Source organism: Amycolatopsis alkalitolerans (genome assembly GCF_006152065.1).
GTDB lineage: Bacteria > Actinomycetota > Actinomycetes > Mycobacteriales > Pseudonocardiaceae > Amycolatopsis_E > Amycolatopsis_E alkalitolerans.
The window spans coordinates 18,421-43,266 of record NZ_VDFW01000039.1 but is presented as its reverse complement, the minus strand read 5'-3'; the positions used below and the strand labels follow the sequence as shown (position 1 = coordinate 43,266).

Annotated in this window: 24 protein-coding genes and 2 tRNA genes; 6 read left to right on the top strand and 20 right to left on the bottom strand. The window is 69.5% G+C overall.

All coding sequences use genetic code 11. The features are described 5' to 3' along the window. Window positions 1–8 precede the first annotated feature (8 nt). Window positions 9–896 (bottom strand): hypothetical protein, encoded by an 888-nt coding sequence (locus tag FG385_RS29895; protein WP_139100150.1) that lies wholly within the window; start codon window positions 894–896, stop codon window positions 9–11. Window positions 897–1,432: 536 nt separating this feature from the next. Here FG385_RS29895 and FG385_RS29890 point away from each other — a divergent pair. Continuing rightward, window positions 1,433–1,846, top strand: a complete 414-nt coding sequence (locus tag FG385_RS29890) for a hypothetical protein (RefSeq protein ID WP_139100149.1) — start codon at window positions 1,433–1,435, stop codon at window positions 1,844–1,846. A 5-nt stretch (window positions 1,847–1,851) separates the two neighbouring features. On the opposite strand, the gene mobF is transcribed toward FG385_RS29890, so the two are convergent. The 10 genes from mobF to FG385_RS35125 all read right to left on the bottom strand — a co-directional run bounded on the left by mobF (window position 1,852) and on the right by FG385_RS35125 (window position 12,860). Beyond that, window positions 1,852–6,300: a MobF family relaxase gene (mobF, locus tag FG385_RS29885; RefSeq protein ID WP_139100148.1), complete on the bottom strand. Its 4,449-nt coding sequence runs from the start codon at window positions 6,298–6,300 to the stop codon at window positions 1,852–1,854. A gap of 221 nt (window positions 6,301–6,521) precedes the next feature. After that, window positions 6,522–7,409 (bottom strand): hypothetical protein, encoded by an 888-nt coding sequence (locus FG385_RS29880; RefSeq protein WP_139100147.1) that lies wholly within the window; start codon window positions 7,407–7,409, stop codon window positions 6,522–6,524. Next, entirely contained in the window at window positions 7,406–8,575 is a 1,170-nt protein-coding gene (locus FG385_RS29875) for a prolipoprotein diacylglyceryl transferase (protein ID WP_139100146.1), read from the bottom strand. The genes FG385_RS29880 and FG385_RS29875 overlap by 4 nt, the downstream gene beginning before the upstream one ends. Continuing rightward, entirely contained in the window at window positions 8,572–9,324 is a 753-nt protein-coding gene (locus FG385_RS29870) for a hypothetical protein (RefSeq protein WP_139100145.1), read from the bottom strand. Before FG385_RS29870 ends, FG385_RS29875 begins: the two co-directional genes overlap by 4 nt. After that, a complete protein-coding gene (locus tag FG385_RS35360; protein ID WP_268815956.1) occupies window positions 9,324–9,452 on the bottom strand; it encodes a hypothetical protein in 129 nt (42 codons plus the stop codon). Before FG385_RS35360 ends, FG385_RS29870 begins: the two co-directional genes overlap by 1 nt. A 64-nt stretch (window positions 9,453–9,516) precedes the next feature. Continuing rightward, entirely contained in the window at window positions 9,517–9,900 is a 384-nt protein-coding gene (locus tag FG385_RS29860) for an SsgA family sporulation/cell division regulator (RefSeq protein WP_139100144.1), read from the bottom strand. Next, window positions 9,900–11,879: a type IV secretory system conjugative DNA transfer family protein gene (locus FG385_RS29855; RefSeq protein ID WP_139100143.1), complete on the bottom strand. Its 1,980-nt coding sequence runs from the start codon at window positions 11,877–11,879 to the stop codon at window positions 9,900–9,902. The genes FG385_RS29860 and FG385_RS29855 overlap by 1 nt, the downstream gene beginning before the upstream one ends. Next, the gene (locus FG385_RS29850) at window positions 11,879–12,172 is read right to left on the bottom strand and encodes a hypothetical protein (protein WP_139100142.1); all 294 of its coding nucleotides are present in this window, start codon (window positions 12,170–12,172) and stop codon (window positions 11,879–11,881) included. The genes FG385_RS29855 and FG385_RS29850 overlap by 1 nt, the downstream gene beginning before the upstream one ends. Further along, window positions 12,169–12,444, bottom strand: a complete 276-nt coding sequence (locus FG385_RS29845; RefSeq protein WP_139100141.1) for a helix-turn-helix domain-containing protein — start codon at window positions 12,442–12,444, stop codon at window positions 12,169–12,171. Before FG385_RS29845 ends, FG385_RS29850 begins: the two co-directional genes overlap by 4 nt. Beyond that, window positions 12,441–12,860 (bottom strand): helix-turn-helix transcriptional regulator, encoded by a 420-nt coding sequence (locus FG385_RS35125; protein ID WP_235022873.1) that lies wholly within the window; start codon window positions 12,858–12,860, stop codon window positions 12,441–12,443. Before FG385_RS35125 ends, FG385_RS29845 begins: the two co-directional genes overlap by 4 nt. A 15-nt stretch (window positions 12,861–12,875) precedes the next feature. Between FG385_RS35125 and FG385_RS29835 the strand changes: the two genes are divergently transcribed. Continuing rightward, window positions 12,876–13,265, top strand: a complete 390-nt coding sequence (locus FG385_RS29835) for a GntR family transcriptional regulator (RefSeq protein ID WP_139100140.1) — start codon at window positions 12,876–12,878, stop codon at window positions 13,263–13,265. Here FG385_RS29835 and FG385_RS29830 read toward each other — a convergent pair. Beyond that, window positions 13,262–13,450 (bottom strand): hypothetical protein, encoded by a 189-nt coding sequence (locus tag FG385_RS29830; protein WP_139100139.1) that lies wholly within the window; start codon window positions 13,448–13,450, stop codon window positions 13,262–13,264. The two genes, FG385_RS29835 and FG385_RS29830, sit on opposite strands and share 4 nt — an antisense overlap. A 276-nt stretch (window positions 13,451–13,726) precedes the next feature. Here FG385_RS29830 and FG385_RS29825 point away from each other — a divergent pair, with 276 nt between their 5' ends. Continuing rightward, window positions 13,727–14,977 (top strand): tetratricopeptide repeat protein, encoded by a 1,251-nt coding sequence (locus tag FG385_RS29825; protein WP_139100138.1) that lies wholly within the window; start codon window positions 13,727–13,729, stop codon window positions 14,975–14,977. Here FG385_RS29825 and cutA read toward each other — a convergent pair. The 7 genes from cutA to FG385_RS29790 form a co-directional block, all read right to left on the bottom strand. Continuing rightward, window positions 14,933–15,253 (bottom strand): divalent-cation tolerance protein CutA, encoded by a 321-nt coding sequence (gene cutA / locus FG385_RS29820; RefSeq protein ID WP_139100137.1) that lies wholly within the window; start codon window positions 15,251–15,253, stop codon window positions 14,933–14,935. The genes FG385_RS29825 and cutA overlap by 45 nt on opposite strands. 53 nt (window positions 15,254–15,306) lie before the next feature. Next, window positions 15,307–16,683 carry a site-specific integrase gene (locus FG385_RS29815; protein WP_139100136.1) on the bottom strand — a complete coding sequence of 459 codons (1,377 nt, stop codon included), beginning with the start codon at window positions 16,681–16,683 and terminating at the stop codon, window positions 15,307–15,309. Window positions 16,684–16,818: 135 nt separating this feature from the next. Continuing rightward, a tRNA-Arg gene (locus FG385_RS29810) sits at window positions 16,819–16,891 on the bottom strand. A 42-nt stretch (window positions 16,892–16,933) separates the two neighbouring features. Next, window positions 16,934–17,023 (bottom strand) — tRNA-Ser (locus tag FG385_RS29805). Between the two features lie 63 nt (window positions 17,024–17,086). Continuing rightward, window positions 17,087–18,796, bottom strand: coding sequence for a phosphatidylglycerol lysyltransferase domain-containing protein (locus FG385_RS29800; protein ID WP_139100165.1), 1,710 nt, complete (start codon window positions 18,794–18,796; stop codon window positions 17,087–17,089). 30 nt (window positions 18,797–18,826) lie between these two features. Then, complete coding sequence (locus FG385_RS29795; protein WP_139100135.1) at window positions 18,827–20,812, bottom strand: acetoacetate--CoA ligase; 1,986 nt, start codon at window positions 20,810–20,812, stop codon at window positions 18,827–18,829. A gap of 15 nt (window positions 20,813–20,827) precedes the next feature. Further along, on the bottom strand, window positions 20,828–21,454 hold the full coding sequence (locus tag FG385_RS29790) for a dienelactone hydrolase family protein (RefSeq protein WP_139100134.1): 627 nt from the start codon (window positions 21,452–21,454) through the stop codon (window positions 20,828–20,830). A gap of 105 nt (window positions 21,455–21,559) precedes the next feature. Here FG385_RS29790 and hisC point away from each other — a divergent pair, with 105 nt between their 5' ends. Continuing rightward, window positions 21,560–22,618 (top strand): histidinol-phosphate transaminase, encoded by a 1,059-nt coding sequence (gene hisC / locus FG385_RS29785; protein ID WP_139100133.1) that lies wholly within the window; start codon window positions 21,560–21,562, stop codon window positions 22,616–22,618. Here hisC and FG385_RS29780 read toward each other — a convergent pair. After that, on the bottom strand, window positions 22,600–23,364 hold the full coding sequence (locus FG385_RS29780) for a sulfite exporter TauE/SafE family protein (RefSeq protein WP_139100132.1): 765 nt from the start codon (window positions 23,362–23,364) through the stop codon (window positions 22,600–22,602). The two genes, hisC and FG385_RS29780, sit on opposite strands and share 19 nt — an antisense overlap. A gap of 216 nt (window positions 23,365–23,580) precedes the next feature. On the opposite strand from FG385_RS29780, the gene FG385_RS29775 reads away from it, so the two are divergent. Both FG385_RS29775 and FG385_RS29770 read left to right on the top strand, forming a co-directional pair. Beyond that, on the top strand, window positions 23,581–24,018 hold the full coding sequence (locus tag FG385_RS29775) for an ATP-binding protein (protein ID WP_235022871.1): 438 nt from the start codon (window positions 23,581–23,583) through the stop codon (window positions 24,016–24,018). Next, entirely contained in the window at window positions 24,015–24,815 is an 801-nt protein-coding gene (locus tag FG385_RS29770; RefSeq protein WP_139100130.1) for a SigB/SigF/SigG family RNA polymerase sigma factor, read from the top strand. Before FG385_RS29775 ends, FG385_RS29770 begins: the two co-directional genes overlap by 4 nt. Window positions 24,816–24,846: the final 31 nt, after the last annotated feature.

Here is a 24,846-nt window from a genome sequence, read left to right as displayed (position 1 = left end):
GTGGTTGGTCAGTTCTCGATGCGGGAGGCGAGGAACGCGGCCGGGTCGTTGGCATTGAGCGCGAACGCGCGGTCGCCGGGGTCAAGGGAGGTCAGCACGTGCAGTGGGGTCTCACCGGTTTCCTGGCAGCGGCGATTCACCTTGTAGGCGAGTGCGCCGAGCGCGGCGGCCTTGGCGAACACGCTGACGGCGTCCGGGTACAGCTCGTGCAACGCGTCGGCAAACTGCGTGTCGAAGCTGCTGGTGTCGGCCGGCCAGCTTCCCCGCCACGCGGGCACCGGCGTCTCCGGCCCGGCGCCCTGGCCCGCCTCGGTGGCGGGGTGCCTGCCCTCGGCGGCCGCCTCTTCGTGCTGCTCGGCCTTCCCGGCGCGCGCGTTGTCGACGACGTCCTGCATCCAGTCGGTGTCCAGGCCGGTGACGATGAGCAGGTCGGTCAGCGCGTGGTCGCGCAGTTCGCTCAGCTGGTGCTCGACCTCGCGGATCGCAGCCAACAGCTCTTTCGCATCCGCCGGGCGCAACCGGCCGCACCGCGTGTAGTGGAAGGTGTCCTCGGTGGCTTCGAGGATCGCGGCGGCCAGGCGCGCGGCATCAGTCCTGGTGAGGCGGACCGGGTGCTGCCCCGGCCGGGTGGCTTTGTAGTTGGTGTCGATCTCGACCAGTTCCAGGCCACCGGCCGCGTCGGCGTACTCGTCGAGGTCAAGTTCGCCGGCCGCGCTCGCGGCCTCCTCGGCGGGAGAGTCGTACCCGGTCACCGCCTCAACGGTCACCGTGTTGGGCCAGTCGTCGAGGCTGTCGGGGTTGGCGGTCCAGCCTTCGAAGCTGGCGCGGAACGGCTCGAACGCCGGTGTGGTGTTGCAGGTCTGGCAGTACTCGACGTTGTGGGCGATGCACTTCATGGCATGTGTCCTTTGTGGTAAGTCGTGTTTGCGGTTCGCGGAGCGGGCTGGCGCGTACGCCCAGCAGTTGCAGCGCGGGTCCGGGTGGTTGGTGGCGTCGTGGTGGGTCCAGCACTCGCCAGCGTCGTGCGCGGTCTCTGGGTGTCCGCACTGGCAGATATCCGGCATCGCGAGCCTCCTAGTGGTCGACGTGGTCTTTTTGCTTCTCAGTCCGCGGCCCTTGGGCCAGTGGGCTGGCTCCCCTGCTTTTGGGGGGCCTGCCCGCGGGCGAGGGCGACCACGGCCCCGGAGGCTCACGGTCAGGGATCGCGCTTGCGCGACCGGCGGAGCCGGCTTGTCCTTGACCGTGAGGTGGGGCCGTGGTAACCGGACTCGTGTGCCGCAGTCGAGGTGAGTAGCTACGTTTGTCGCGTCAGGGAAAGCAGCGCCGGCCGAAGGACGGCACCTGTTCCCGCCCGTGGAGGGCGGTGGTATTTCGGGTGGTGCAGCCGTTCGGGCTGGTGTTTTTGTCGGACCCTGGTGTCACCATCAGGGGTATGGAGCTGACCGGACGCGATTTCGACCGCATCCCGAAGGGGAATGTGCGGGTGCCGGTGGTCGAGTTCGCGCGTCTGTGGCTCGCCGCCGAGCAGCGCTACGAGCAGGACAAGACGTGGGCGAGCTTCGGTGTGGTGCAGACCTGCCGGTGGTTGGCCGGCGCGACGGTTCGGCCGGAGTCCGGCCGGACCTACGTGGCTGAGGCGCCGGTGACCGGGCGCTTCGGTGTGGCGCACGAGGAGACGATCGAGGCTGAGTCGATCGCGGCGGAGGTGTTGTTGTTCCGTCGGCCGGTTGCGCCGTGGTTGGCGGAGCGCCCGGGGTGGCTGCTGGCGGTGGTGCAGACCCTGGGATGGGCGTGGCGGCGCAGCGGGCAGCCGCCGATCGACGTTGCTGCCCACGCCCAGGGCTGATCGGTTCATCGCGCCATCACCGCATCGTCTTCCGCCGCAGCGGCGTCGGTGTTGCGCCGGTACATTTCCGCCGCCTGGGCCTCCTCGGCGGCGTGCTGGTCTTCGACAGCTTGACGGGCCTCGATTTCGAGCAAGGCGCGCTGCGCCTGGATGAGGTTGTTCGCCGTTTCCTCGGCCGAGGACACCCGCACCTCCTCCGACTCGACGGCGGGTTCCTCGGCGGCTGCGGTGTCGCGGATGTCGGCGACCTCGGTCTCGACCACCTCCTCACTGGCGGCGTTGAGGGCGTTCTGCTGGTCGACGGTGGTGAGGTCGGCGTTGCGCTGTTCGGCGACGTCGGTGAGGTCGGCCTCGTCGGTGATGTCGCGGTGGACGTCTTCAGCGGCCATGTGCTCGCCGTGCGCGTCGAGCCATTCGGCTGCGGTCACGGGCTCCGGCTGGGTGGTGTCGACGTTGCGGGCGGCGAGTTCGAGGCGCGCCCGGTCGGCGGCGGCGCGGGTTTCGGCGGTGTGGGCGTACCACACCGCACGCGCCTCGTCGGCGGTGTCCAACTCGGCTGAACGCTGGGCGAGGACGCCAGCCAGCGCCTCGGCGTCGGCGGCCTCCTGCAGCAGTTTCTCCCGCTCGGCCTCGTCGGCCGCGGCGTCGGCTTCGGCGCGGCGCAGCGCGGCTTCGCGGCGGCGGGCGTCGCCCGCCTGGTGGGTACCGGCGAGTTCGTTGCCGACGAATGCCGGCCCCCACGTCTTCTCGCGCTCCCACGCGCGCATCCGCACGAGGAGTTGCCCGTCGCTCATTTCCAGCTCGTCACGCCCGGACTCGGGCCGCCCAAGTGCCCGCCAGGCGGAGCGCCACGAGGCGTAGGTTTCGACCTGCCCGGCCTTCGGGGCGGGGCCGAGCGCGGTTCCCGGGTCCTCGTGCCCGGTCAGCTCCCGGTGTGCCGCGACCGTGCCGGCCTGCTCGATCCAGCGGTGCCGCTCATCCGGGTCCTCGGGCACCGGGCCGAACGCCTCGACCGCCCACTGCTGCGGTTCGGCGGCCAGCTGCCGCCCCAGCTCGTGGCGGCGCTGGTCGGCGGTATCGGCGAGGGTCTGCAGGTAGGCGGCCCACTCGGGGTCGGCGACCTTGGGCAGCCAGTCGGTGTAGCTGTCGCCGACCGGGTCGAGGGTGACGGTGTCGGTGATGCGGTGGTGGATGACGTTGGTCAGCTGCCGCGCGCCGGACAGGCTCCGCCCGGTGACCGCGTCGTCGAGAACCCGCCGAGGGTCGTGCCCGGCGAGTTCCACGCGACGCAGTAGGCGCGCGAGCGTGGGGCCGCCGTCTTCGGCGGCGATCCGGGCGCGCTGGTTCTCCGTGAGGTGCCCGGCCTCGACCAGGTCGTCCAGCCACCGCGCGGTGCGGCCCGCGGTGGCCAGTTCGTTGGCGTCGGCGAGCAGTTCGGCCGGGGTGCGGATGGCGTCGGTTTCGGTGGTCGACTTGGTCGCTTCCGCCAGCGCCGAGCGTTGCGGCCCGGTGCCGTCGAACGCGCCGGCCAGCACCGCGGACGGGTTGCGTTTCACCGCCTCCAGCGCGGCACCGTCGGGCGCGTCGGCGGGGACGGCGAGGGTGGTGACGTGGGCGGTGTTGTTCTCCCGGCCGCGGGTGAGCCCGACGTAGAGCGCCTCCTGCGAGGTGGATTCGGTGATCACTGGGTGCGAGGTGTCCACCGTCAAACCTTGGGCACTGTGGACGGTGGAGGCGTAGCCGAGCACCACGTGTTCGCCGACATAGTCGGCGGGCAGCGTGATCCGTTCGCCGAGCACTTCCCCGATCCCGTCCTCGCGCCCGAGGACCGGGGCGACGACCATCCCGCCGTCGTCGCGGGTTTCCAGGACCCGGTATTGCTTGCGGTTGATCGGCACTTCCCGGTTGCCCTCGACACCGGCCAGGTCCCACCCGTTGAGGCGGGCCTGCACGAGGTCGCCGACTCCGGCGTAGGTGCCCTGCATCCCCAGCGGCACCCCGGTCTCGGCGACCTTGCCGAGCCGGACGAGTTCGCGGCGCAGCTCCGCCGACAGGTGCGCGGCCTGCTCGTTGGTGTCCACGATCAGCAGGGAGTGTTTCCCGTCCAGGGTGTCGGCCAGCCAGGCGCGGGCGGCGCTGGCTTCGGCCTGCTCGCGGGTGCCCGCGTCGAGCAGGCGGCCGTGTTTGTGGTAGTCGGCGAGTACGCTCTGGTCGCCGTCGCGCAGTCGTAGCGAGGCGGCGCGTTCCCAGTCGGCGGTGAAGCGGCGGACCTCGGTCAGCTCGTACGCGGCGCCGGCACCGGCGACCAGGTCCATGCCGCCACCGGCGCCGACGGCGGCCAACTGGCGGTGGTCGCCGGTGAGCAGGAGTTTCGCCCCGGCCTCGCGCACGTGGTGGTGGATGCGGGCGAGGTCGGCGGTGTTGGCCATCGCCGACTCGTCGACCACCACCAGATCGCCCGCGTTCAGCTTCCACGCAAGGTGTTCCGGGTGGGTCGATCCCTCGGCGAACTTGGCCTGCGCACCCAGCCAGCGCGTGATGTTGCGCGCCGTCAAGCCTTCGCCGGCCAGTACATCGGTGGCGACCTGGCTGGCGGCCAGGCCGACCACACGGCGGTGCTGGCCGTCCCACAATTCGGGGTCCTGCCACGCCTTCGCCAAAGCACCGACCACAAAGGACTTGCCCGTGCCAGCCGGGCCGACCAGCGATTCCACCGCCGCACCGGAGGACAGGACGCCGCGCACGGCGGCGGCCTGGTCCGCGCCGAGCACCACCCCGGCGTCGGCCAACGCCTCGACGAACCCGGCGGCGGCGGTGCCCTCCAGCGCAGGGGCGCCGCCGCGGGCGGTCGAGGTGACCAGGGCGCGTTCGGTGTGCACGTGGTCGGGGGTGGCGTAGAGGCGACCGCCGGGGGCCTCGTAGGCGGAGCGGCCGTTGGCCACCCGCAACCCCGTCGGGAGCTGCTGCTCGCCGGGTCGCTCGGCGTCCAGCGGCGTCGCCAGTTTGAGCCCTTCCGCGGTGAGCGTATCCAGCAGGCGCGCGACCTGGGCGCCGTCGAGGTCGCCGAGCTGGTCCGGCAGGGCATCACTGATCGCCCGGGTCAAATCCGGTGCGGTCCAGGCGGCTTTCCTCGACTGTACGTCCGCCAGGGCGGTGGCCAGCACCTCCGCCGGGTTCCACGCCGCCTGCTCGCGCGGCGTGCGGGCCAGGTGCAGCACGTCGCGCGCGACGCCGGCCAGCCCGTTGGCGACCTCCGCGCGCAGCTCCCGGTCCCACCGCTCCAGCCGGGCCTCGGTGGTCTCGCCATCGTGCGACTTGGCCTTGCGGGTGGCGAACGTGGCCTGCCGCTGCAACCGGTCCAGCTCCAGGCTGTTCGGCTCGCGGCCGAAGCGCGCCTCGAACGCCTCCACCAGGCTCGCGGTCTTGCGGGTGATCGCCCGACGCCGCGAGGAGAACAGGTCCATCACCTGCCGGTCGATCCCGACCACCTCGCGGGACTTCCCGTCCGGGCGCGCAGCGAACCGCACCCCCAGCGCGCGGGCGAGGTGTTCCTCGGTGGTGCGCTCCCCCACCGCGGCCGCGGCACCGCGGAACTTGTGCATCGCCCGGGAATCCAGCGTGCGCCACTGCCCGTCGACGCCCTGGACACGGTTGAGGATCGCGTTGTGGATGTGCAGCTGCGGGTCGTGGTTGCGCGAGTCGTGCTGAAAGAAGCTCGCCACGACAAGGTCATGGGCGTCGATGAACCGGCCCGCGGCGCCGCCGTGGTGTCCGACCCGGCTGTAACCGGCGTGCTCGGACAGGTAGTCCAGCGCCGCTCGGTTGCCGGCCCAGATCGCGTCCTCGACCGCGTCCCGGTGCGCCCGCCACGATGACGCGGCCGCGGCCGCGTCATCGTGCTGCCGCGCCAACTCCGCCAACTCCGACGGCTCGGCCCCGGTCGACGACGCCGTGGCCAGCGCCGCGGCGAACCGTTCAGCCATCCGTTCGGCCTTCACCTGCTGCGCCTCGAACGCCGTGTGCAACACGGTGACCGACTTCTGGACGCTGAACGTGGCGTCCAAAAACGACAGGTTCTGGCGGGCACGCTTGCCCGCGTCCAATCGCAGTTCCTCGCGGCGTTCCGCCGTCGCGTGCGGCTCGGCGTCCAACGCCGCCGCGTACAACTCGTCCTCCGTCGGATAGTTCCGACCCGTGTGCCCCAAAGTGGACGCCTCACCCCAGCGGGCTGGATCTTTGAACGCCTCGTCCCGCGGGTCGACGAACTGCTCGTAGACCGCGCGCATGTCCTGCTCGTCAACAAGCCCTGTCAGGCCGAGCGCGGCGGCGCCGCCGCCGTACCAGCGGCCCGGCGGCTCCCCCGCCGCGACGGCGTCGGTGTAGTAGTTCTCCCGCCCCTTCGCGACCTCCTCGGTCAGATACTTCACCGAGTAACCCCGTGCCAGCGACAGCATCTACAACCCCCTAACAAGATCAACAACCAGGATTTGAAGATCAACAACGGCAGCGCCGTTCCCGGGCGCCCGCCAGGGCGCACCGGCCCATCGGATCGTGATGCCTAGGTGTGCTTGTTCTCTTTGGCTTGGTGAGTCGTTGCTGGGTGAGGTGCTGTTGATGGTCTGGGACTTCTGAGTTGGCTTGCTGAGTGGTGGTGTCGTGGTGATCTTGTCGGTGGTCATGAGTTGGCCTTCGTGGTGCTGGCTTCGGTGATGAGGTGCAGTGCTGCTGGCTGTTCGCGGAGTTCCTGCAGGGCGGTTCCGGCGGTTCCACGCGAGACCTCGGCGAGCTGCATCAGCTGATCCACGGTCGGCAAGCTGCCGGAGCGCGCCGCATGTTTGCGGGCCTCACGCAGCGCCCGGTCACGCTTCGGCGACGCCGGGGAGGTGCCTGGACGCCGCGGACCGTCCGCGGGCGCGGCGCTGTCTGTCGGAGCGTTCGACTGGACGAGCGCAGGTAGCTCGGCTGTACGTTCAGCCGCCTCCGACGGGGCCGACGCATTCAACGCTCCCGACTGAACGGGGCGCGACTGAACGGGCGACGGCTGAACGGCTGGACGCTGAACACGCTCCGGCGCGACGGGCCGAGTGGACGGCGCCACGGGCTCGACCGCCGTCACGGCGCCGTCCACTGCGCCGTGTCCGGTCTGGTTCGGCCGGTGGTCGGTGGCGAGCATGAACAACAGGTGCGCCACGATCGCCGCCGCGATCGCGGGCCAGGCGCCCACACCGAAACGCAATACCTGCGGCACCGACTGCGCCGCACCACCGGCGGCGCCGATGCCTCCGGCGAGGAACACCGCCTGCGCCACGCCGGACAGGCCGGCGGCCAGGATCACCACCGACCACGCGTAGCGGCGCCCGGCGTCGTCGAGGCGTGAGGTCGCCGCATAGGCCACGATTGCGAGACCGTCAGTGATCAGCGGGTAAATCCACGCGATTCCAGCCGGCACGCCGGAGGCGGCGGCCACCTCGAACAGGCCGTGCGCCGTCGCCGCCGCGGCCCCAAGCGCGACCAGCACACCGGCCGCCAGCAGCACGGCCGACGACTTTCCGTGCCTGCTCATGCCCAACCCCTCCCCTCGCTCGTGTCCGACACCGCGGTGTGCACGGCGTCGTTGCCGGCCCAGCGGGCGCACCGCTCGGCCCGGTCCTGGTCCTCACGTGTAATGGCGGCCTGGTGCAGCGCCTGGTCAGCCTCGGCCACCGCCCGCGCCAGTGGCGCCTCATCCGGCTCCGCGAGCACCTCGTCGATCCGGTCCAGCACCGCGTCCGTGTCTTCGGCACTGGGCGCCTGGTCGTGCGATGTGGAGCGCGAACCGGGGCCGGCTGCGTCGGCCGTGCCGACGTACGGCTCGGTCCCGTCCTCGGCGCGGTCGTAGGCCAGCTGCTCGGCCTGGTCGTCCTCGGCGGTGAGCACGTCGGGCTCGTAGTCCTCGGGCACCGCGTACTCCCGGCGGTCGGGGAGGTTGCGGGCGATCCAGCTGCCCGGCTCCGGCTCCCGCTCGGGCACGCCCGGTGGGGCCGCGGTGCCGGTGGGTTCGTAGTAGTACAGCTCCCAGTCCGACACGTCCCCGGCGACGGTGAACACCGCGCCGGTGCGGCGGTTGCGGACCACGTCGCCCAGGTCGAAGCCGCTCGGTCCGCGGGGCGCGGTGTCGATGGTGCGGTCGCCGCGGGTCGGACCGACGTAAAGGGCTTCCTGCCCAGCCGACTCGGTCACCACTGCGGGCGAACAGTCGACTGTCTCCGCTTGTGCACGGTGGCCGGCATCGTCGTCCGCAGCACGCTCGTCTTCGGAGTGGTTCCGTCGCCGGTCCGCGTTGTTGATGTCCGGCTCGCTGACGACATCGGCGGCGAACGCGGTGCGCACCTGCTCGGCCTGTTCGGCGGTGATCCGCGGGGTCGCCTCGTCAGCCGCTTGCACGACGGCGGCGTGGCGGGCTTCGTCCGGCTCCATCCCGGCGCGAATGGCTTCGCGGTACAGGTGGACCGCGTGTTCAGCCAGAACCCAAGCACCCGGGTCGTGCGCCTCGACGACGGCGAGCATCGCGGCGTCCTCGCTGACGCCACCCGCAACCTGACTACGGAACCTCGCGACCGCGTCGTCGGCCGTGTCGTAGTTCCGCAACGCCTCCTCGGCGGGCATCAGCTCGGCCGGATCGATCGTCACCACCTCGACCCCGTCGAGGGCCTCGCGCACCTCGTCGACATTGCGCTCGTCGTTGCTCATCGCCGGCCACCCCCGTTACGACGGCGGGCGGTCTCGGCAGCGCGGGCCTCGGCGACCAGCTCCGCATCCGGTTCGGGTGCGATGTCGGTGCGGGCGGTGCCCCACCAGGCGGCGATCGGCGCCAACGCCAGCCCGGACGGGATCACCGGCCCCGGCAGGTACCGCTCCCCATCGGCCTGGTGTGCCTCCAGCGAGCAGTTCCCCGTCGCCGCCTTGATCCGCTTCACCACGCCGGGCCGGTAGCGGTCGTGCCAGTCCGCGGCACGGCCGACGGTGGCGTCCTTGTCGACGTAGGCCGCAACCCACGCCCGCATCAGGCACACCAGTTCCTCGACCACGTCCGGGTGCCACCACCAGCACTCCGGCACGGCCGTGGCACCGTCGGGGTAGCGCAGGAACACCCGAATCAGCCACACCGACAGCTCCGTCAACACCTCCTGCGCGGCGGCAACGGCGTCATCCTCGGGACCGTCGTCGAGATCCAGCCAGGACAACGGCCGGGTCTTGCTGCCCTGTTCCTGCGGGCCGGCCTGGTCAACGAGGGTCTTCACGACCTTCGCGAGCTTGGTCACCTGCGCGGGCAGAGGCGCGACCTGCTCGTGCAGCGCCCGCACCTGCTCCGGCAACGGGGACACCGCCTCCATCGCCATCCGCAGCGCCTCGACCTCGCGGGCCAGGCCCGCCACGGCCCGCATCGTCTCCTCCAGGCCGGTGCCGTTGGCGGGATTGTTCTCATCGTTGACGCCCATCAGGCCACCTCCACCAGGTCGAACAGGGTGTGCAACTCGCGCCAGGCGACGTGGTGCCGACCATCGGCGGTGCAGTAGCAGTCGGTTTCGTGCTCGGGCCGCCAGCAGCGGCCCAAGTGATCGCGCACCAGCGGCCGGTCCACCGGAACCGGGCAGGGGTCGCGGCCAGCCACACCCGCGGCGCTGCGGTGTTCACAGCGCCACCCCCGGGAAATCGGCGGTGTCGGACCAGTCCAGCTCGGCCGACTCCTGGCCCGGCCGCACCACCCGGTGCGTCGCGGCGATCAGCGTGTCGATGTCGTCGCGGCGGAACACCACCGTCCCCGTCCCGTCCGGTGTGGACAGTCCGAGCACGACCAGGTCCCCGCGGACCGAGACCCGGAGGTCGCCGACCCCGGCGTGGCCGTAGACCAGGGCGCTGGACAGCAGTTCCCGCGAGACTGTCCATTCCAGACCGGGCTGTACCGCGTCGAAACCGAGCACGATCGCGTACGGGTCCTTACGCCGGTACCTCGCGAACACCGTCCCGTGGCCGGACTCCAGCAGCGCGGACAGCTTCATCGTCATCGCGTTCATCACCGCTCCCCCTCGCCACGCTCGGCCTCGCGGATGGTGTCCAGCCGAATCACCTGAGCGGGCACAACCTGCTCGGTACGGTCCTGCGTCGGCACCGCGACACCGGCGGCGCGGCGCTTGTCCCTGCGGTCAGCAGCCCGGGCGGCGAACCACGCCTCAATCCGCTCGGCCACCGCGTCCGCACGCACCGCCCACTCGCCCCACCGTGCGATCCACCGCTCGGCCAACACCGCACGGCGTTCGGCACGGGCGGCGGCCTTGACGTCGCGCCGTTTCCACGCCATCTGCAACCGCCCCACCGACGCGGGCATCCCCCGGCGGACGATCACCGCGTGCATCGCGGGCAACTGCGAGATCTGCCCCGGCGAGAGCACCGGCACCTTCCGCAACGACCGGCCCGTCACGTTGCCGTCCGCGTCCTCGGTATCGACCAGCTCGTCACGATCAGCCGTGAGCATCGAATACGCGTTGAGGTCGTCCGGGTCCCGCGAACCGCCCAGGATCATCACCGTCGCCGAGTTCGTCATGATCGCCGCCGCGCCGGTGTCGCCCCACCGCTGCCGCAGCTGCGCCCGCGACTGCGCACCGATATGGATCGTGACGTTGCGGCCACCCATGTCCGCGGTCCAGTTGTGCAACGGAATCGGACAAATCAACGCGGCCTCGTCAAGGACCAGCGTCAACGCCGGGTCCAACCGGCCCCCCGGGCACTCCGCGGCCATCCGCCGCGCCTCCCGCGCAATGTGCGCGGTCAACGCCGCCACCAACGGCGCCGTGTGCCCCTCCTCCGCACCCAGCATGTAGACCGTCGCGTGCGAGCCGAGCAACTCGGCAACATCGAAAGACCCACCGGTCGCCGCCGCCGTGGCCGCCGGGTCCGTCAACCACCCCAGAGCGGGCATGATCGTCGTCGTGATCGAGGAGCGGGTCCGCTCGTTCGTCGTCAAAAACTGCTGCGCCGCCTGAACAAACGCCGGTTCGCTCGACCGCCGCAACAGGCGTAGCACCTCATCGGTCGCGGCCTCGGGGTCGGCGACCCAGGACTGCACGTCCCGCATCGACAACTCCCCCAACGCCGCGGCGTGCATCAGCGCCGCCAGCGCCTGACGAGCCAGGCTCACCCAGTGATCGCGCTCCGCGTCGCCACCCCCGGTCGGCAACAGGTCACCGGCGCGGTAGGTCGCCCTCACCGGCGAACTGCAGCCGGTCAACGGGTCGAAGCTGATCGTCGATTCCAGCCCGCCCAGCCCGGAGGGGTTGAACACATACAACGGGCCGCGCCCACGCCGTACCCCCGCCGTGAGGTCGATCAGGTCCGTGCGGGTGGAGGTGGCGATGACCGCGCCCGGCGCGTCCAAGATCCGGCCGGCCAGCTCGCCCGTCTTCCCGGTACGGGGGCCACCCACCCGCAAGGTGACGTCTTCTACCGGTGACCAGATCCCCTGCCCACCAACGAGGGCCAACCGGGTCGCGTACTCCGTCACCGGTGTCCGGCGACGCTGCCACCAGGACACATTCCGCAGGCTCGGCTTCACGGTCTTGGCCTTGCGGCGCATCGCCGACTTCGACGCCACCCGGAAGATCTGCCACCGCGAGGCCACCCCGTCATTGCGACGGGCGCGCCGCGACCATCGACCGATCAGGCCCCGCGAACCACCCCGACCGCGCAGACCCAGGGCGACCGCGAACAGCAGCACCGGACCACCGAAGACCAGGCCCCACAACCACACCCCGTAGCCCGGGGTCTCCACCGGTACCCAGCCCGCGAACCAGATCGACAGGCCCACCACCCCGGCCGAGACCGTGCCGAACCGGGCCACGTTGCCCTTCACCAGCTCCGCAAGGCCGAACACCGCCGCCGCGACACCCGCGACCACGAACCACGGCCAGATCACGGCCGCCTTCACGTGCCAGCCCGACAAAGCCGAACCAAGGAAGATCAATACCGTCGCCACCAACGTGGCACCGAATGTCCTCATCAGACCGCACCCCCAGCCGTACCGGCCCCGGCCGACTCGCCGAGCTGCCTCATTGGATCGGGCTCACCCCACGAGTCGAGGTCACGCCCGAACTCGCCCCTGGTCACGACGTGAAGGGCGTTGAGCGCGATCTCGACGCCGTCCTGCATGCCGAGCAAGTGCATGCGGCTCGGGTCGTAGTCGTCGGCTGCGGCGGCCTTGGCGTGGCAGTGGTTGCGGGAGTGCTCCAGCATTTCGACGGCACGCTCGAGCGCGCTACGCAGCTCGGCGGCAGGCATCCGCTTGGCGCTCATGCCGCGCCCCCAACCGCACCCGACCGCCAGGCGTCGGACCAGTCCGCGACGTCAACGCACCGGCCAGCTGCCAGGACTTCGGCAATAAGCCGCTCGACGACGACGCGCGGGACGACATAGCGCCCACCGATCTTGACAGCGGGAAACTTGCCACTGCGCAGGTGCCGATACATGGTCGACTGGTCCAGCCTCAGCAGCTCGGCAGTCTCAGCGACGTTGTAGAACGTCGGTGCCGAGGGCTGGCTGGGAGAGAAATTGCTGACGGTGTTCACGCGGCACCCCCAGCCATGTGGACCTCACCGGGGGTCTCGTCGGGCTGACCCGCACGCGTCGCGGCGGCCGCCTCACACGACGCGAGGTATTCCTCGATCGCGTCACCCGGAATCCGAACGGCACCCTTCCCCGTCCCGAGTCGGATGGCACGAAGCGAGCCGGACTCCACCGCGCGATAGATCGTCGCCACCGAGACGTCGAACGCCTCTGCCACGGTTCGAACCCGGTACAGCCGGGTACGCTCAACCTGCATCGATGCTCCCAAAGTTTCGATGTCCGCCCCGGCTGGTGTTGCAGCACCGGTCGGGGCTTTGCTGTAACTGCTGTACTCGCCGTACCTAGCTAACTGTACCTGCTGTATCTGCTGTGTCAATTGTATCGACGATTGAAGCTGCTGTATCTGGTGAACCAGCACGGATACGCTGAGGTCATGTCTTCCGAGCGCCTGGACCTCGACGACCCCCAGCGGCCGTTTGAACAGATCGCGGCGAAGCTTCGGGCTGCCATAGATACGGGCGAGTTGCAGCCCGGTCAGCAGCTCAAGTCCGTCCGCGCGCTCGCTGTGGAGTACGGCGTGTCCGGCGGCACCGTGCAACGCGCGCTGGGCGCTCTCCGCGATGAGGGGCTCGTGACCTCGTGGCAAGGGCGCGGTGCGTACGTCCGGCGGAAGCCGGCGGAAGCCGGCGGTAAGGACGCCCGTCCTAGCGGCCCGCGAGGCAACACACCGGACGCCGACCTTGACCAACTTCGGCGCACCGTGGAATCGCTGGCGTCGCGGGTCGAAGCCATCGAGCAGCAGCTCGGAAGTGAGGCGCCCTAGTGGCCGAGTTGCTGCACGAAACTCGTCAAGCCGTCGATCCAGTTGATCACCGACTTCACCCACATCGCCGCGTCCGCAGGGTGCTTCACAACCATCACCAACACCACGGCTGCCATCACTGTCCCAACGAGCTTCCGCAGCATCCCGCCACCCGGCTGAACCTTCGGAATTGTCTGCCTGGCCATCAATGCTCCCTTGCTGACTGATCTCACTGGCGTTGCTCATGACTCAAGAAAACCGCTGGTGGCAGGGGTGCAATAAGGTCGTGGCGAGTACCCACGCTGAGTAAACTGCTGAGTAACAAGTGCGCTCGTCGCAGCCGGAGGGGGACGATTGCAGTGACAAGGCAACGACCAGCAGACCACTTGACACCGGACGTCTTGGCCCGTCCCGAGTTCAGGCATGCGTGTGCACAACGGAACCTCGGCGACGTACTCCGTCTCGCGAAACGCTGGGGCGGCGTGGGCTTCACGGCGTCGCATCTGGCACGCCGGTGCGGACTCACCGTGTCGCGAGTACAGGACTACATCCACGGGCGAGTGCAGGCACAACGCGTCGAAATCTTCGAACGCGTCGCCGATGGCCTGCACATCCCCGGATCGATGTTCGATCTCGCGCCGCGGGCATGGGAACGACGGCTGGCCACCGTCGCGGAAGCTGCTGGCGCTGCCGACACGGAACCAGCGACCGGAAACGGAGATCCTTCGGTGTTGCGACGCGATTTCATGAAGCTTGGCGCCGGAATGGCGGCCACCACACTGGCCGCCGCACGAATGCCAGGGATGCCGTCACGTACCGCGGGAAACCGAATCGGCGCGAGCACCGTCGCCGAATTGAAGGACGACATCGTCCGCCTTCGTCGGCTCGACGACCATCTCGGCGGCGCCGATACGTTCAAGTACTACGAAGTAGAAGTGGAGAAGACGGCCGCGCTGATCCGCGAGGGCAGCTATTCGGGAGCAACACGACGTGACCTGCTGAACCTTTTCGCCGAGCAGGCGCAACAAGCTGGCTGGGCCGCTTTCGATGCCGGTTGGCAAGACAAGGCCAAGGAACTGTACGAGCGCAGCTTCGGCGCAGCCAAGGAGGCCAGTAACCCGGAGCTGGCAGGGAACGCGCTCGCGCTCCGCTCGTACCAGCTTCTCTCCGCCGGCACCGTCGCAACCGATTTGACCGACAAGTCGTGTGCCATCGCAGAAAAGAGTATCGAGCCCGCTGTGAAATCGCTCCTATTCCAGCGGGGCGCGTGGACGTACGCCATTGCTGGGCAAGCCGAGCGTGCCGCGCAAGCGCTCGGCAAAGCCGAAGAAGCGTTACAAAGCCCTGCCGGAACTGCACCCGACTGGGCAGCGTGGGCTCACAATTGGACCGAGTGGCAAATCATGGTGGGCCGCTGCTGGACCGAACTTCGGCGACCGCTCCGCGCGGTTCCAGCTCTTGAAAGCGCTATGGCCCAGTACGACGACAGCCATGCGCGGGACAAGGCGCTTTACCTCTCGTGGCTGGCGGACGCCTACCTCGACGCCGGGGAAATCGAGCCAGCAGCGACAGCGCTGGGCCGCGCCTTCGACCTGTCGGCGAACGTGGCTTCGAGCCGGCCGCAAGGGCGCCTCACAACAGTCCTCGACAGGTTCGAGGAACACAAGGCCGCGTCCGGCGTCGCTGACCTACTCGCGCGTCGTCCGCTCAACCCAGTCGAAATACGGAGCTAGACCGGCAGCGAACGGCACGGCCGTGATCTCCGGGTTCGTCCACTCGTGACGGTCGACCAGAAGCTTTTCAAGCTCCTTGTAGTGGTCATCGGTGGTCTTGAGGAGGACCTGCCACTCTTCGCCGGTGCCGAACTCGCCCAAATGCCAAAAGACGCTGGTGACCGGGCCGACTACCTGCGCGCCTGCCGCGAGCCGAGCCTCGACGGCGACCTTGGCGAGCTCGGTCGCGAATTCCTTCGTGGCCGCCGCTACCTGTACCTGCCACACCTGAGTCATGAGCCCGAGCGTACCGACCGCGCTGGGGCTCGTGGGCCTCCGCAACGGCGAAGCTAATTGCCGGTTCCCAGCTTGGGCATCCGGCTGGCGATCGTTGCTGCTGCAGCCTTGTCCGCCGCGCCGACCCAGGCGGCGTAATGCCTGAGGGTCGTTGTGCCGTCACCGTGACCGAGGCGACCGGCCACGGTTCGCAGGTCCACCCCAGCGGTGAGCAGCTCCGTCGCCGAGTAGTGGCGAAGCTCCTTGAGCTGTGTCTGAATACCCAGTTTGGTCACAAGGCGGCCGTATCGCCTCGTCAGCGAACTTGGGTCGCGCGGCTTGCTGAGATCTGGTTGCGCTGAGAAAAGCCAGGTCTTGCCGGTCAGTTCAAGACCGAGCAGCTGTAGGCGCCTGGCGGCCGTCTCCTTGTGTTGCCGCAAGAGCGTCACCGTTTCGGGGTCGAGGGAGACTCGGCGACCTTGATGTGTCTTGGTGTCCTTGAGAATCATGCCGTCCGGGCCGCGTACGTAGTTCTCGTCGAGCACCAGCACGTCGGCGTCGAGGTCGACGTCCTCCCACTGCAATGCGACGACCTCGCCGCGGCGGGCGCCGGTGACGGCGGACAGCCAGACGTACGTTCCCCACTCGCTGCTTGCCTCGTTGGCGGCCTCGACTATGCGCGCCATCTCCTCCGCCGTCGGAGGCTTCGGCTGTGGTCGGCGCTTCGCTGGGAGGCGCACCGCCGGCGCGGGGTTGTAGGCGATCCAGCCCCAGCGGACGGCGGCACTGAGCGCGCCGCTGATGATCGCGTGCACCTGGCGGACGGTAGAAGCCGAGTAGGGCTGACACTGGTGCCGTCCGCACTCGATCACCGTGCACCCCGCGGTCGTGCAGTCGTGGTCGCGGTAACCACCTGCGGGCGGCCGCCCCGGCGGGTAGCGGTGCTTCACCACCCGACACTCGTGCGGGCCATCGACGCGGTGCTCGATAAACGGCTTGCCGTTGCAGCGCAGTCGGCACCGTCGGAGATCGGCGTAGAAGCGCTCCAGGCGTTCGGACGCATCCCGCGTGAGCAACAGCAGGGGGACATCACCCAGGACGGGGCGGATGTGGTCCCGGATGATCCACTCGTAGTTCATCCGCGTCGTGACGTCCAGCTCGTGCTGGCCGAGCCACCGGTCCAGCAACGCGCCGAACGTCGACTTCGTCCGCGCGACCTTCAGCGAGTCGGCTTCGCCCTGCAGCCGCGTCAGGATCTTCTCGGCTTCCTTCTGGGCCGCTCGCTCCGACCGCTCGTTGCCCGGCTTCTCGATCCGCACTGACTCGACGAGCACCAGGCGCTCGCCCGTCGCCGGGTCTTTGCCGGCCGACACACGAATCTGGAGGGCGCCGCCGAGACGCCGGATACTGCCGCGCTTGCGGCCTCCCGAGGTGCTGTTCGGACTCCCCATGAGCAGCACGTTAGCAACAGCTGTGGATGGGGCTGTGGATAAAGATCAACTCCGGACACCGACGAAGGTCAACGCAAGGTCCGTGGAAATGAAGAAACCCCAGGTGAAGGGGGTTTCTTGCGTCTCAACCAGACGTGCGCCCGAAGGGATTCGAACCCCCAACCTTCTGATCCGTAGTCAGATGCTCTATCCGTTGAGCTACGGGCGCTTGTTCAGTTATCAACTTAGCATCCGGCGTACCGGCGCTGAGCGGAGGCTCCGGGATTTGAACCCGGGAGGGGGGGTTACCCCCAACCGCATTAGCAGTGCGGCGCCATAGACCAGACTAGGCGAAGCCTCCCGGATCAACGACCACTGCCCAGCAAGCGTACACAGCCCCGAAATCCCCCGGCAACGGGGCCCCTCACCGCTGCAGCATCCGCATCAGCCAGCGCGAACGCCCGCCGAGGCCCTCTGCCTCGAAGACCGCCACCCCGACCCGCGGCAGCTCCCGCACCCCGGGATACACCAGGAACCTCGGCACCCAGTTCGGCTGGAACTTGGCGTTGAACCGGTACAGCGTCTCGATCTGGATCCAGTGCGACGCCAGGCTCAGCACCTTCGCGGACACGCGCGCGACCGGGCCTGCCCCGATGCGCCGGCCCTCTTCCAGCAGCTTCCGGAACGCGGCGAAGTTCAGCGAGACGTATCTGACCTCGTGCTCCCGGGCCCGCACCAGCAGCTCCGAGATCATCAGCTCGTTGACCCCGTTGTCCGCGGCCCGGTCCCGCCTCATCACGTCCAGCGACAGCCCGTCCACCCCCCACGGCACGAACTGCAGCAAGCCCCTCGTCCGCCCGTCCTGCTCGGCCGTCACCAGCACCGAGCCCGGGCCCCCCATCCGTCCCAGCGCCATCGAGAAGCCCCGCTCGGTCGCGCTGCCGCGCCAGTTCGCCGCGAGCGCCTCCAGTTCGGCCAGCTCGCCCGCACGCAACTCCTCCGCCCGCCGCACGCGCACCTCGTACCCGGCCCGCTTGGTCCGCGACACCGCCTGCCGCACCCCGCGCATGGCCCGGCCGTCGAGGGTGAACGTGGACGTGTCCACGACCGCCTCGTCGCCGATTTCCAGGACGTCCAGGTCGTACCGCGCCCACACCGTCGCCCCCAGCTCCGAGCAGCCCATCGCCGCCGGGACCCAGCCGTGCCGCCGGCACACCTCGAGGAACTCCTCGATCGCGCCCGGCCAGGCTTCGCTGTCGCCCAGCGGGTCGGCCGAAGCGACTGCGGCGCCGACGATCACCCGGTAGGTCACCGCCGCCTTGCCGGTCTTCGAGAACACCACGAACTTGTCGTCGCGCAACGCGAAGTAGCCCAAGGAGTCCCGCTGGCCATGCTGATCCAGCAGCTCGCGCAGGTGCGCCCGCTCCTCGTCCGACAGGTGCGGCGCCGGCTCGGCCGATCGCAGCAGGAAGTACGCCGCGACCAGCACCGCACCGAGCCCGAACAGCAGACCGACCGCCGTGGTCAGATCGTCCAGCCACAGGACGTGGAACACCGCCGGACCGCTGATCCCGATCAGCGACAGCGCCGCGTCCGCGAGCCGGCTCCGCCAGTCCAGCGGCTCGAGGAAGCTGCGCGGCGCGAACGACAGCAGTGCGAAGTTGATCACCAGGCCGGCCAGCACGAGCTGCAGGAACACCCGCGCGGCGCGCCACCGGCCGGTCACCGGATCCGGCAGCGCGATGAAGTACCGCCGGTTCAACAACAACACCACCGCCAGCGCGACCGACACCAGCCCAGCCCCGAAGACGTGATTGAGCCCCAGGTGCGCGCACGCCAGCAGCACGCTCGCCGCGAGCGCCAGCTGCCAGGCCCGCCGCTTGCGCCGCCGCAACCCCGAGGCGAGCAGGATCAGCAGCACCCCCGTCACCAGCACGACGGCCGCGGCGGCTGTGGTCGCCTCCTGCGGCAGTTCGAGCCACTCCACGATCCGCCCGCGCATCCCCCGCCGCCCGGCCGGCAACACCACCGCCAGCACCGCGACGAACCCGACCACCCTCGTGGTCCAGGTGATCGCCGCCACCGACGCCGCCCCCGTAAGGCGCCACAGCGCGGGATGCGCTTCCCCGGTCAACGACCTCCCCACCAAGCCCGCTCCTTCTGCTTATCTCCCCCCGGCCAGCTCGATGAACGGCTGCAACGCCTCCGGGTTGGCCAGCGCGTCCCGGCTCACCGCCCGGTCCAGCGCCATCCCGGCCAGGATCTTCTTGACCGGGACCTCACACTTCTTACCGTTGAGCGTCCTCGGTACCGCAGCCACCTCGACGAACCGATCAGGCACGTGGCGCGGCGACAGCTCCGCCCGCAGCGCCTTGCGCAACTCCGGCTCGACACCGGCCAGGCTCGACCCGGGCGCCATCACCACGAAACACAGCAGCTCACCATCGGTATTCCCCGCACTCGTCGTATCGATCACCAACGAGTCGGAAATCTCGTCGAACCCTTCGACGACCCGGTAGAACTCGGCCGTGCCCATCCGGACGCCGCCCCGGTTGAGCGTCGAGTCGCTGCGCCCGTAGATCACCGCGGAGCCGCGCTCGGTGATCCGGATCCAGTCGCCGTGCCGCCAGATACCCGGGTAGTAGTCGAAGTACGCCTCCCGCAGGCGCGTGCCGTCCGGGTCGCTCCAGAAGAACACCGGCATCGACGGCATCGGCCGGGTGACGACGAGCTCACCGACCTCCTCGACGACCTCGTGCCCGTCGTCGTCGAACGACGCGACCGCCGCGCCGAGCGCCCGGCACGAGAGTTCCCCGAGCCAGACCGGCACGTCCGGGGCGGCGCCGACGAACGCGGCGCACAGGTCGGTGCCCCCGGAGACCGAGCAGATCTGCACGTCCTTGCCGATCTTGCCGGCGATCCACCGGAACCCTTCGACACTCAGCGGCGCACCCGTGGACCCGATCGCGCGCAGCGAAGACAGGTCATACGAGGCGGCGGGCTCCAGGCGCGCCTTGAGGCAGCCCTGGATGAACGGCGCGGACGTGCCGAAGTACGTGATCTTGACCTCATCGGCCAGCCGCCACAGCGTGCCGAGGTCCGGATGCCCGGGACTGCCGTCGAACAGCACGATCGTCGTGCCCACCAGCAGGCCGGCGATCAGGAAGTTCCACATCATCCAGCCGGTCGTGGTGAACCAGAAGAACCGGTCGCCCTGGCCGAGGTCCGCCTGCATCGCAAGCGCTTTCAGATGCTCGAGGACGATGCCGCCGTGCCCGTGGACGATGCCCTTCGGCAGGCCAGTGGTGCCCGACGAGTAGAGCACCCACAGCGGATGGTCAAACGGCACCGGCTCGAACGCGGGCGCGGCGCCGGCGTGTTTCGCCAGCAGCGCGTCCCAGTCGAACGTGCCGTCCAGCGTCCCGCCGCCGGCGTAGCCGACCAGCACGGTCGCGGCCACAGACGGGATCCCGTCGCGCAACTGGTTCACCGTCGGCCGCACGTCGAACGACCGTCCATTGTAGACGTACCCGTTGACGGCGATGAGCACTTTCGGCTCGATCTGGGCGAACCGGTCGGCCACCGCGCGGACCCCGAAATCCGGCGAACACGAGGACCAGACCGCCCCGAGGCTCGCCGTGGCGAGGAACGCGACGAGCGTCTGCGGGCAGTTCGGCGCGAGCGCGACGACGCGATCCCCTTTGCCCACACCGAGTTCGACGAGCGCGGCGCGCGCGGCGCCGACCTGGCTCCGCAGCTCGCCGTACGTCAGCGAAGCCTCGACGCCGTCCTCACGGCGGAAGATCACCGCCAGCTCGGCGTCCGCTTTCGACGCTCCCGCGACGCCGGGCGACAGCGCGTGCTCGGCGTAGTTCAGCGTGCTGCCCGGGAACCACTCGGCACCCGGCATTCTCTCGTCGGTGAGCACCGCCCCCGGTTGCTCATGCCACCGCACGCCGAGAAACTCGGCCAGCCCGCCCCAGAATCCGGCGAGATCGGTGACCGAGTACCGCCACAGCTCGTCGTAGCCGTCGAGGCGCACGCCGCTTCGCTCGCGCAACCACTCCCGGAACGCTTGGATCCTGCTCCCGGCGACCTGTTCCGGAGACGGCCGCCAGAGGACTTCGGGGATGTCAGCACCGTTGGTCACGAGCTGACTTTACGGTCAGCGCAGGTGCGCGTCGAACCAGCTCAAGGTGCGCTGCCAGGCTTCCACCGCGGCCTGCGGATCCGCGTCGAAGCGATGGTTCGCGCCCGGGTAGCGGACCACGTTGCTGACCGAGCCCGAGGCCGCCGCCGCTTCCCGCAGCTGCTCGACCTCCGACGCGCCCAGTTCGTCACCCGCGTCGCCGTAGATGCCGAGCCACGGGCTGGTCAGCTTGCCCGCGATCTCCAGCAGTGCGGGCAGTTCGCCGCCGTTCTGCCCGCCGACGCTGACCGCGGCGCCGAGCTTGCGGTTCGAAGCGACGACGAGCGCCGCCGTGCCGCCGAGGTCGAAGCCGACGACGCCGAGCAGATCCGCCTCGACCCCGTGCTCGACCAGCCAGGCCAGGGTGAGGTCCGTCGCCGCCAGCACGTCCTCGCGCGCCGGATCGCCCTTCAGATGCGGCGCCACCGCGAGCCAGCCCTCGGTGGCGAGACTCGCGACGAGCAGGCGCACACCGTCCGTGATGCCCTCGGCTTCGTGAAGCACGACGAGACCGCCTCGCACGACGTTCTCGGGTTCGGCATAGGTCAGCTCGATCGCGCGGCCATCTTCGCGCTCGTAGTGTTCGGTGTGCGTCTGCGTCATCTCACTACTCAACCACCTCGGAGTGAACAGAAGTCAACATGAACTCCCGCCGAGGCCACGGGTTACCGTGACAGCAGCAGCTTTTCGCCCAGAAGGAGCACAGTAATGCCCGTCCAGCCCCGCGTCGACCTCGAATCACTACCGGACTACGTCGCGGGAAGGACCGTGCCCGGCGCGATCAAGCTCTCCAGCAACGAGACCCCGGGCGGACCGCTGCCCAGCGTCGCGCGTGCGATCGCCGAGGCCACCACGGACCTCAACCGCTATCCGGACCCGACCGTCGGCAAGCTCGCGGCCCGCCTCGCGGACAAGCTGGACCTGCCGAAGGAGCAGATCGCCGTCGGCTGCGGTTCGGTCGCGCTGTGTCATCAGCTGATGCATGCGATGTGCGCGCCGGGGGACGACGTGGTGTTCGCGTGGCGGTCGTTCGAGACCTACCCGATCGCGGCCGGAATCGCGTGCGCGAACGCGATCCGGGTACCGCTGGACGCGACGCACACCCACGATCTGGACGCGATGGCCGAGGCGATCACCCCGCGCACGCGCGTTGTCATGGTGTGCAACCCGAACAATCCGACGGGCACCGCGAACCGGCGCGCGGAGCTCGACGCGTTCCTCGACAAGGTGCCTTCGGACGTGCTCGTCGTCCTGGACGAGGCCTACCGCGAGTTCGTCAGCGATCCGGAGGTGCCGGACGGGATCGAGTACGTCCGCACCCGGGACAACGTCGCGGTCCTGCGCACGTTCTCCAAGGCCTACGGGCTGGCCGGGCTGCGTGTCGGCTACTTCGCCGGGCCGAAGCAGGTCGCCGACGCGCTGCGGAAGGTGTACGTGCCCTTCAGCGTCAACTCGCTGGCGCAGATCGCCGCGATGGCCTGCCTCGACGCCGAGAGCGAGCTGCTCGCCCGCTGCGAAACCCTTGTGGCGGAGCGGGATCGCGTGCGGGCCGAACTGATCGACGCCGGTTACGACGTGCCCGACTCGCAGGCGAACTTCGTCTGGCTGCCGCTGGGCGACAAGGCGTTCGAGTTCTCCGAGCACACGCTGGCCAACAAGGTCGTGGTGCGTGCCTTCCAGCCGGACGGCGTGCGCGTCACGGTCAGCCACCCCGAGGAGAACGACCTGTTCCTGCACGCGGCCCGCAGCTACCGCAGGAGCAGCTGAACGATCGCGGCGATCCCGATCACCACGATCACGCCCCGCAGCACGGCGGGCGGCAGGCGCCGGCCGATCCTGGCGCCGAGCTGCCCGCCGAGCGTGGACCCGAGCGCGAGCAGGCCGACCACCGGCCAGCTGATCGGCGCGACGAACGCGTAGATCACCCCGGCGACGACGTTGACCACGGCCGCCAGCACGTTCTTGATGCCGTTGAGCCGCTGCATCGAATCGGTCAGCAGCATGCCCATGATCCCCATCAGCATGACGCCCTGCGCCGCGGTGAAGTACCCGCCGTAGACGCCGACGAGGAAGATCAGGCCCAGCAGCAGCGGGCCGCCGTGCCCGGCGATCGTGTCGGAGCGATCGCGCCGCTTGGCCACCCAGGACGACACCCACGGCTGGATGATCACCAGCACCACCGCGAGCCCGACGAGCACGGGCACGACCTTCTCGAACGCGTTGTGCGGCAAGAACAGCAGCAGGGCCGTGCCGCCGATGGCGCCGAGCAGGGACGGGACGGAGTACCGCGCCAGGCGGCGCGCCTGGCCCTTGAGCTCGTCCCGGTAGCCGACGGCGCCGCTGATGGTGCCCGGCGCGAGCCCGAGCGCGTTCGACGTCGTGGCCGTCACGGGCGGATAGCCGAGCGCGACCAGTACGGGGAACGTGACGAGCGTGCCGGAGCCGACGACCGTGTTGATCGTGCCCGCCCACATCCCGGCGAGCAGCACGACGAGCGCATGCCACCAGCTCATCGGGAGAACACGCAGAACTCGACCACCATCCCCCCATCGAACAGCACGTTTTGCTCGTAGACGCACCGGGTATGACCGATGCCATGCAGACCACGTCGTCACGGCAGGAGGACGAAGCGGTCCTCGGGCGCGCGTAGGAACCGGCGGCAGGCGGGAACCGCTCGATCGGGGCAAAATTGTGCGCAGCAGCATCCGAGCAACCACGGCGAGGTGAAAGTGGCAGACAGGCAGCCTCCGCCCCTGCGCACGACCAACGACATCGAGCTCCGGCTCGGCGCTGATCTGGCACAACTGCCGATCGTGCGGTCCGTGGTCGCGACCATCGCCACCCGGGCGGACTTCGACCTCGACGCCATCGCGGACCTCCGGCTGGCGGTCGACGAAGCGTGTTCGACGTTGATCACCAGGGCCGTTCCGGGAAGCACCATGCGGTGCCTGTTCACGGTGACCGGTGACGAGCTCAGGTTCACCGGGACGGTGCATTCGGCGAGCGCGGATTCGCCCAGCACGAAGTCGTTCGGCTGGCGCGTGCTCACCACGCTCACGGACTCGGTGGAAGCCCATGTGACCGGCGACGGGCAGCTCGGCCACCAGGTCGACATCGAGCTCGCCAAACGGCGTGTCGTGGTGGACGCGCCAGGGGCGGGCGCGTGACCGGCTCGCGAGCCGAGCCCACTTCGTCCAACGAATACGAGCACCTGGCTCCGCTCTTCGACGAGCTGGCCGCACTCGACGAAGACGATCCACGCCGGGCCGCGTTACGGGACGAACTGGTGACTGGGCATCTCCCGCTGGCCGAACACATCGCGCAACGTTTCTCGGGCCGGGGCGTCGCGAAGGAGGATCTGGTCCAGGTCGCCACGGTCGGGCTCATCAATGCCGTCGACCGGTTCGACCCCGGCCACGGCTCGGATTTCCTGTCCTATGCGGTACCGACGGTGATGGGCGAGGTCAGGCGGCATTTCCGGGACACCGGCTGGCTGGTCCGCGTACCGCGCCGGCTCAAGGAGCTGCACCTGTCGATCTCGACGGCGAACACCCGGCTCGCGCAGCGGCTCGGCCGGGCGCCGACGCCGAGCGAGATCGCCGCGCACCTGGACATCAGCCAGGACGACCTGCTCGCGGGGCTGGAAGCCGGTAACGCCTACCACTCGATGTCGCTGGACGAGGTCCTGTCCGGTGACATCGAGAACCTGGCACTCGGCGACACGCTCGGCGAGGAGGACACGGCGCTCGAAGGCGTCGAGAACCACGAGGCGCTGCTGCCGCTGATCCGAGAACTGCCGGAGCGGGAACGGAAGATCCTCGGGCTGCGGTTCGTGCACAACATGACCCAGACGCAGATCGCCGAACGCATCGGCGTGTCCCAGATGCATGTGTCACGGCTGCTCGCCAGAACCCTCGAACGGCTTCGCGAAGGCCTCACCGAGCAGGACGAGGTCTCGCCCTGACCGGGCGTTTCACCAGCGGGATCAGGGGTAA

Excerpts from the sequence above, each read along its gene's own strand:
- FG385_RS29855 (WP_139100143.1), bottom strand. The coding sequence starts at position 11,879 with ATGAGGACATTCGGTGCCACGTTGGTGGCGACGGTATTGATCTTCCTT.
- hisC (WP_139100133.1), top strand. The coding sequence starts at position 21,560 with ATGCCCGTCCAGCCCCGCGTCGACCTCGAATCACTACCGGACTACGTC.
- cutA (WP_139100137.1), bottom strand. The coding sequence starts at position 15,253 with ATGACTCAGGTGTGGCAGGTACAGGTAGCGGCGGCCACGAAGGAATTC.
- FG385_RS29835 (WP_139100140.1), top strand. The coding sequence starts at position 12,876 with ATGTCTTCCGAGCGCCTGGACCTCGACGACCCCCAGCGGCCGTTTGAA.
- FG385_RS29870 (WP_139100145.1), bottom strand. The coding sequence starts at position 9,324 with ATGGGCGTCAACGATGAGAACAATCCCGCCAACGGCACCGGCCTGGAG.
- FG385_RS29815 (WP_139100136.1), bottom strand. The coding sequence starts at position 16,683 with ATGGGGAGTCCGAACAGCACCTCGGGAGGCCGCAAGCGCGGCAGTATC.
- FG385_RS29830 (WP_139100139.1), bottom strand. The coding sequence starts at position 13,450 with ATGGCCAGGCAGACAATTCCGAAGGTTCAGCCGGGTGGCGGGATGCTG.
- FG385_RS29860 (WP_139100144.1), bottom strand. The coding sequence starts at position 9,900 with ATGAACGCGATGACGATGAAGCTGTCCGCGCTGCTGGAGTCCGGCCAC.
- FG385_RS29880 (WP_139100147.1), bottom strand. The coding sequence starts at position 7,409 with ATGAGCAGGCACGGAAAGTCGTCGGCCGTGCTGCTGGCGGCCGGTGTG.
- FG385_RS29875 (WP_139100146.1), bottom strand. The coding sequence starts at position 8,575 with ATGAGCAACGACGAGCGCAATGTCGACGAGGTGCGCGAGGCCCTCGAC.
- mobF (WP_139100148.1), bottom strand. The coding sequence starts at position 6,300 with ATGCTGTCGCTGGCACGGGGTTACTCGGTGAAGTATCTGACCGAGGAG.
- FG385_RS29780 (WP_139100132.1), bottom strand. The coding sequence starts at position 23,364 with ATGAGCTGGTGGCATGCGCTCGTCGTGCTGCTCGCCGGGATGTGGGCG.
- FG385_RS29890 (WP_139100149.1), top strand. The coding sequence starts at position 1,433 with ATGGAGCTGACCGGACGCGATTTCGACCGCATCCCGAAGGGGAATGTG.
- FG385_RS29850 (WP_139100142.1), bottom strand. The coding sequence starts at position 12,172 with ATGAGCGCCAAGCGGATGCCTGCCGCCGAGCTGCGTAGCGCGCTCGAG.
- FG385_RS29895 (WP_139100150.1), bottom strand. The coding sequence starts at position 896 with ATGAAGTGCATCGCCCACAACGTCGAGTACTGCCAGACCTGCAACACC.
- FG385_RS29790 (WP_139100134.1), bottom strand. The coding sequence starts at position 21,454 with ATGACGCAGACGCACACCGAACACTACGAGCGCGAAGATGGCCGCGCG.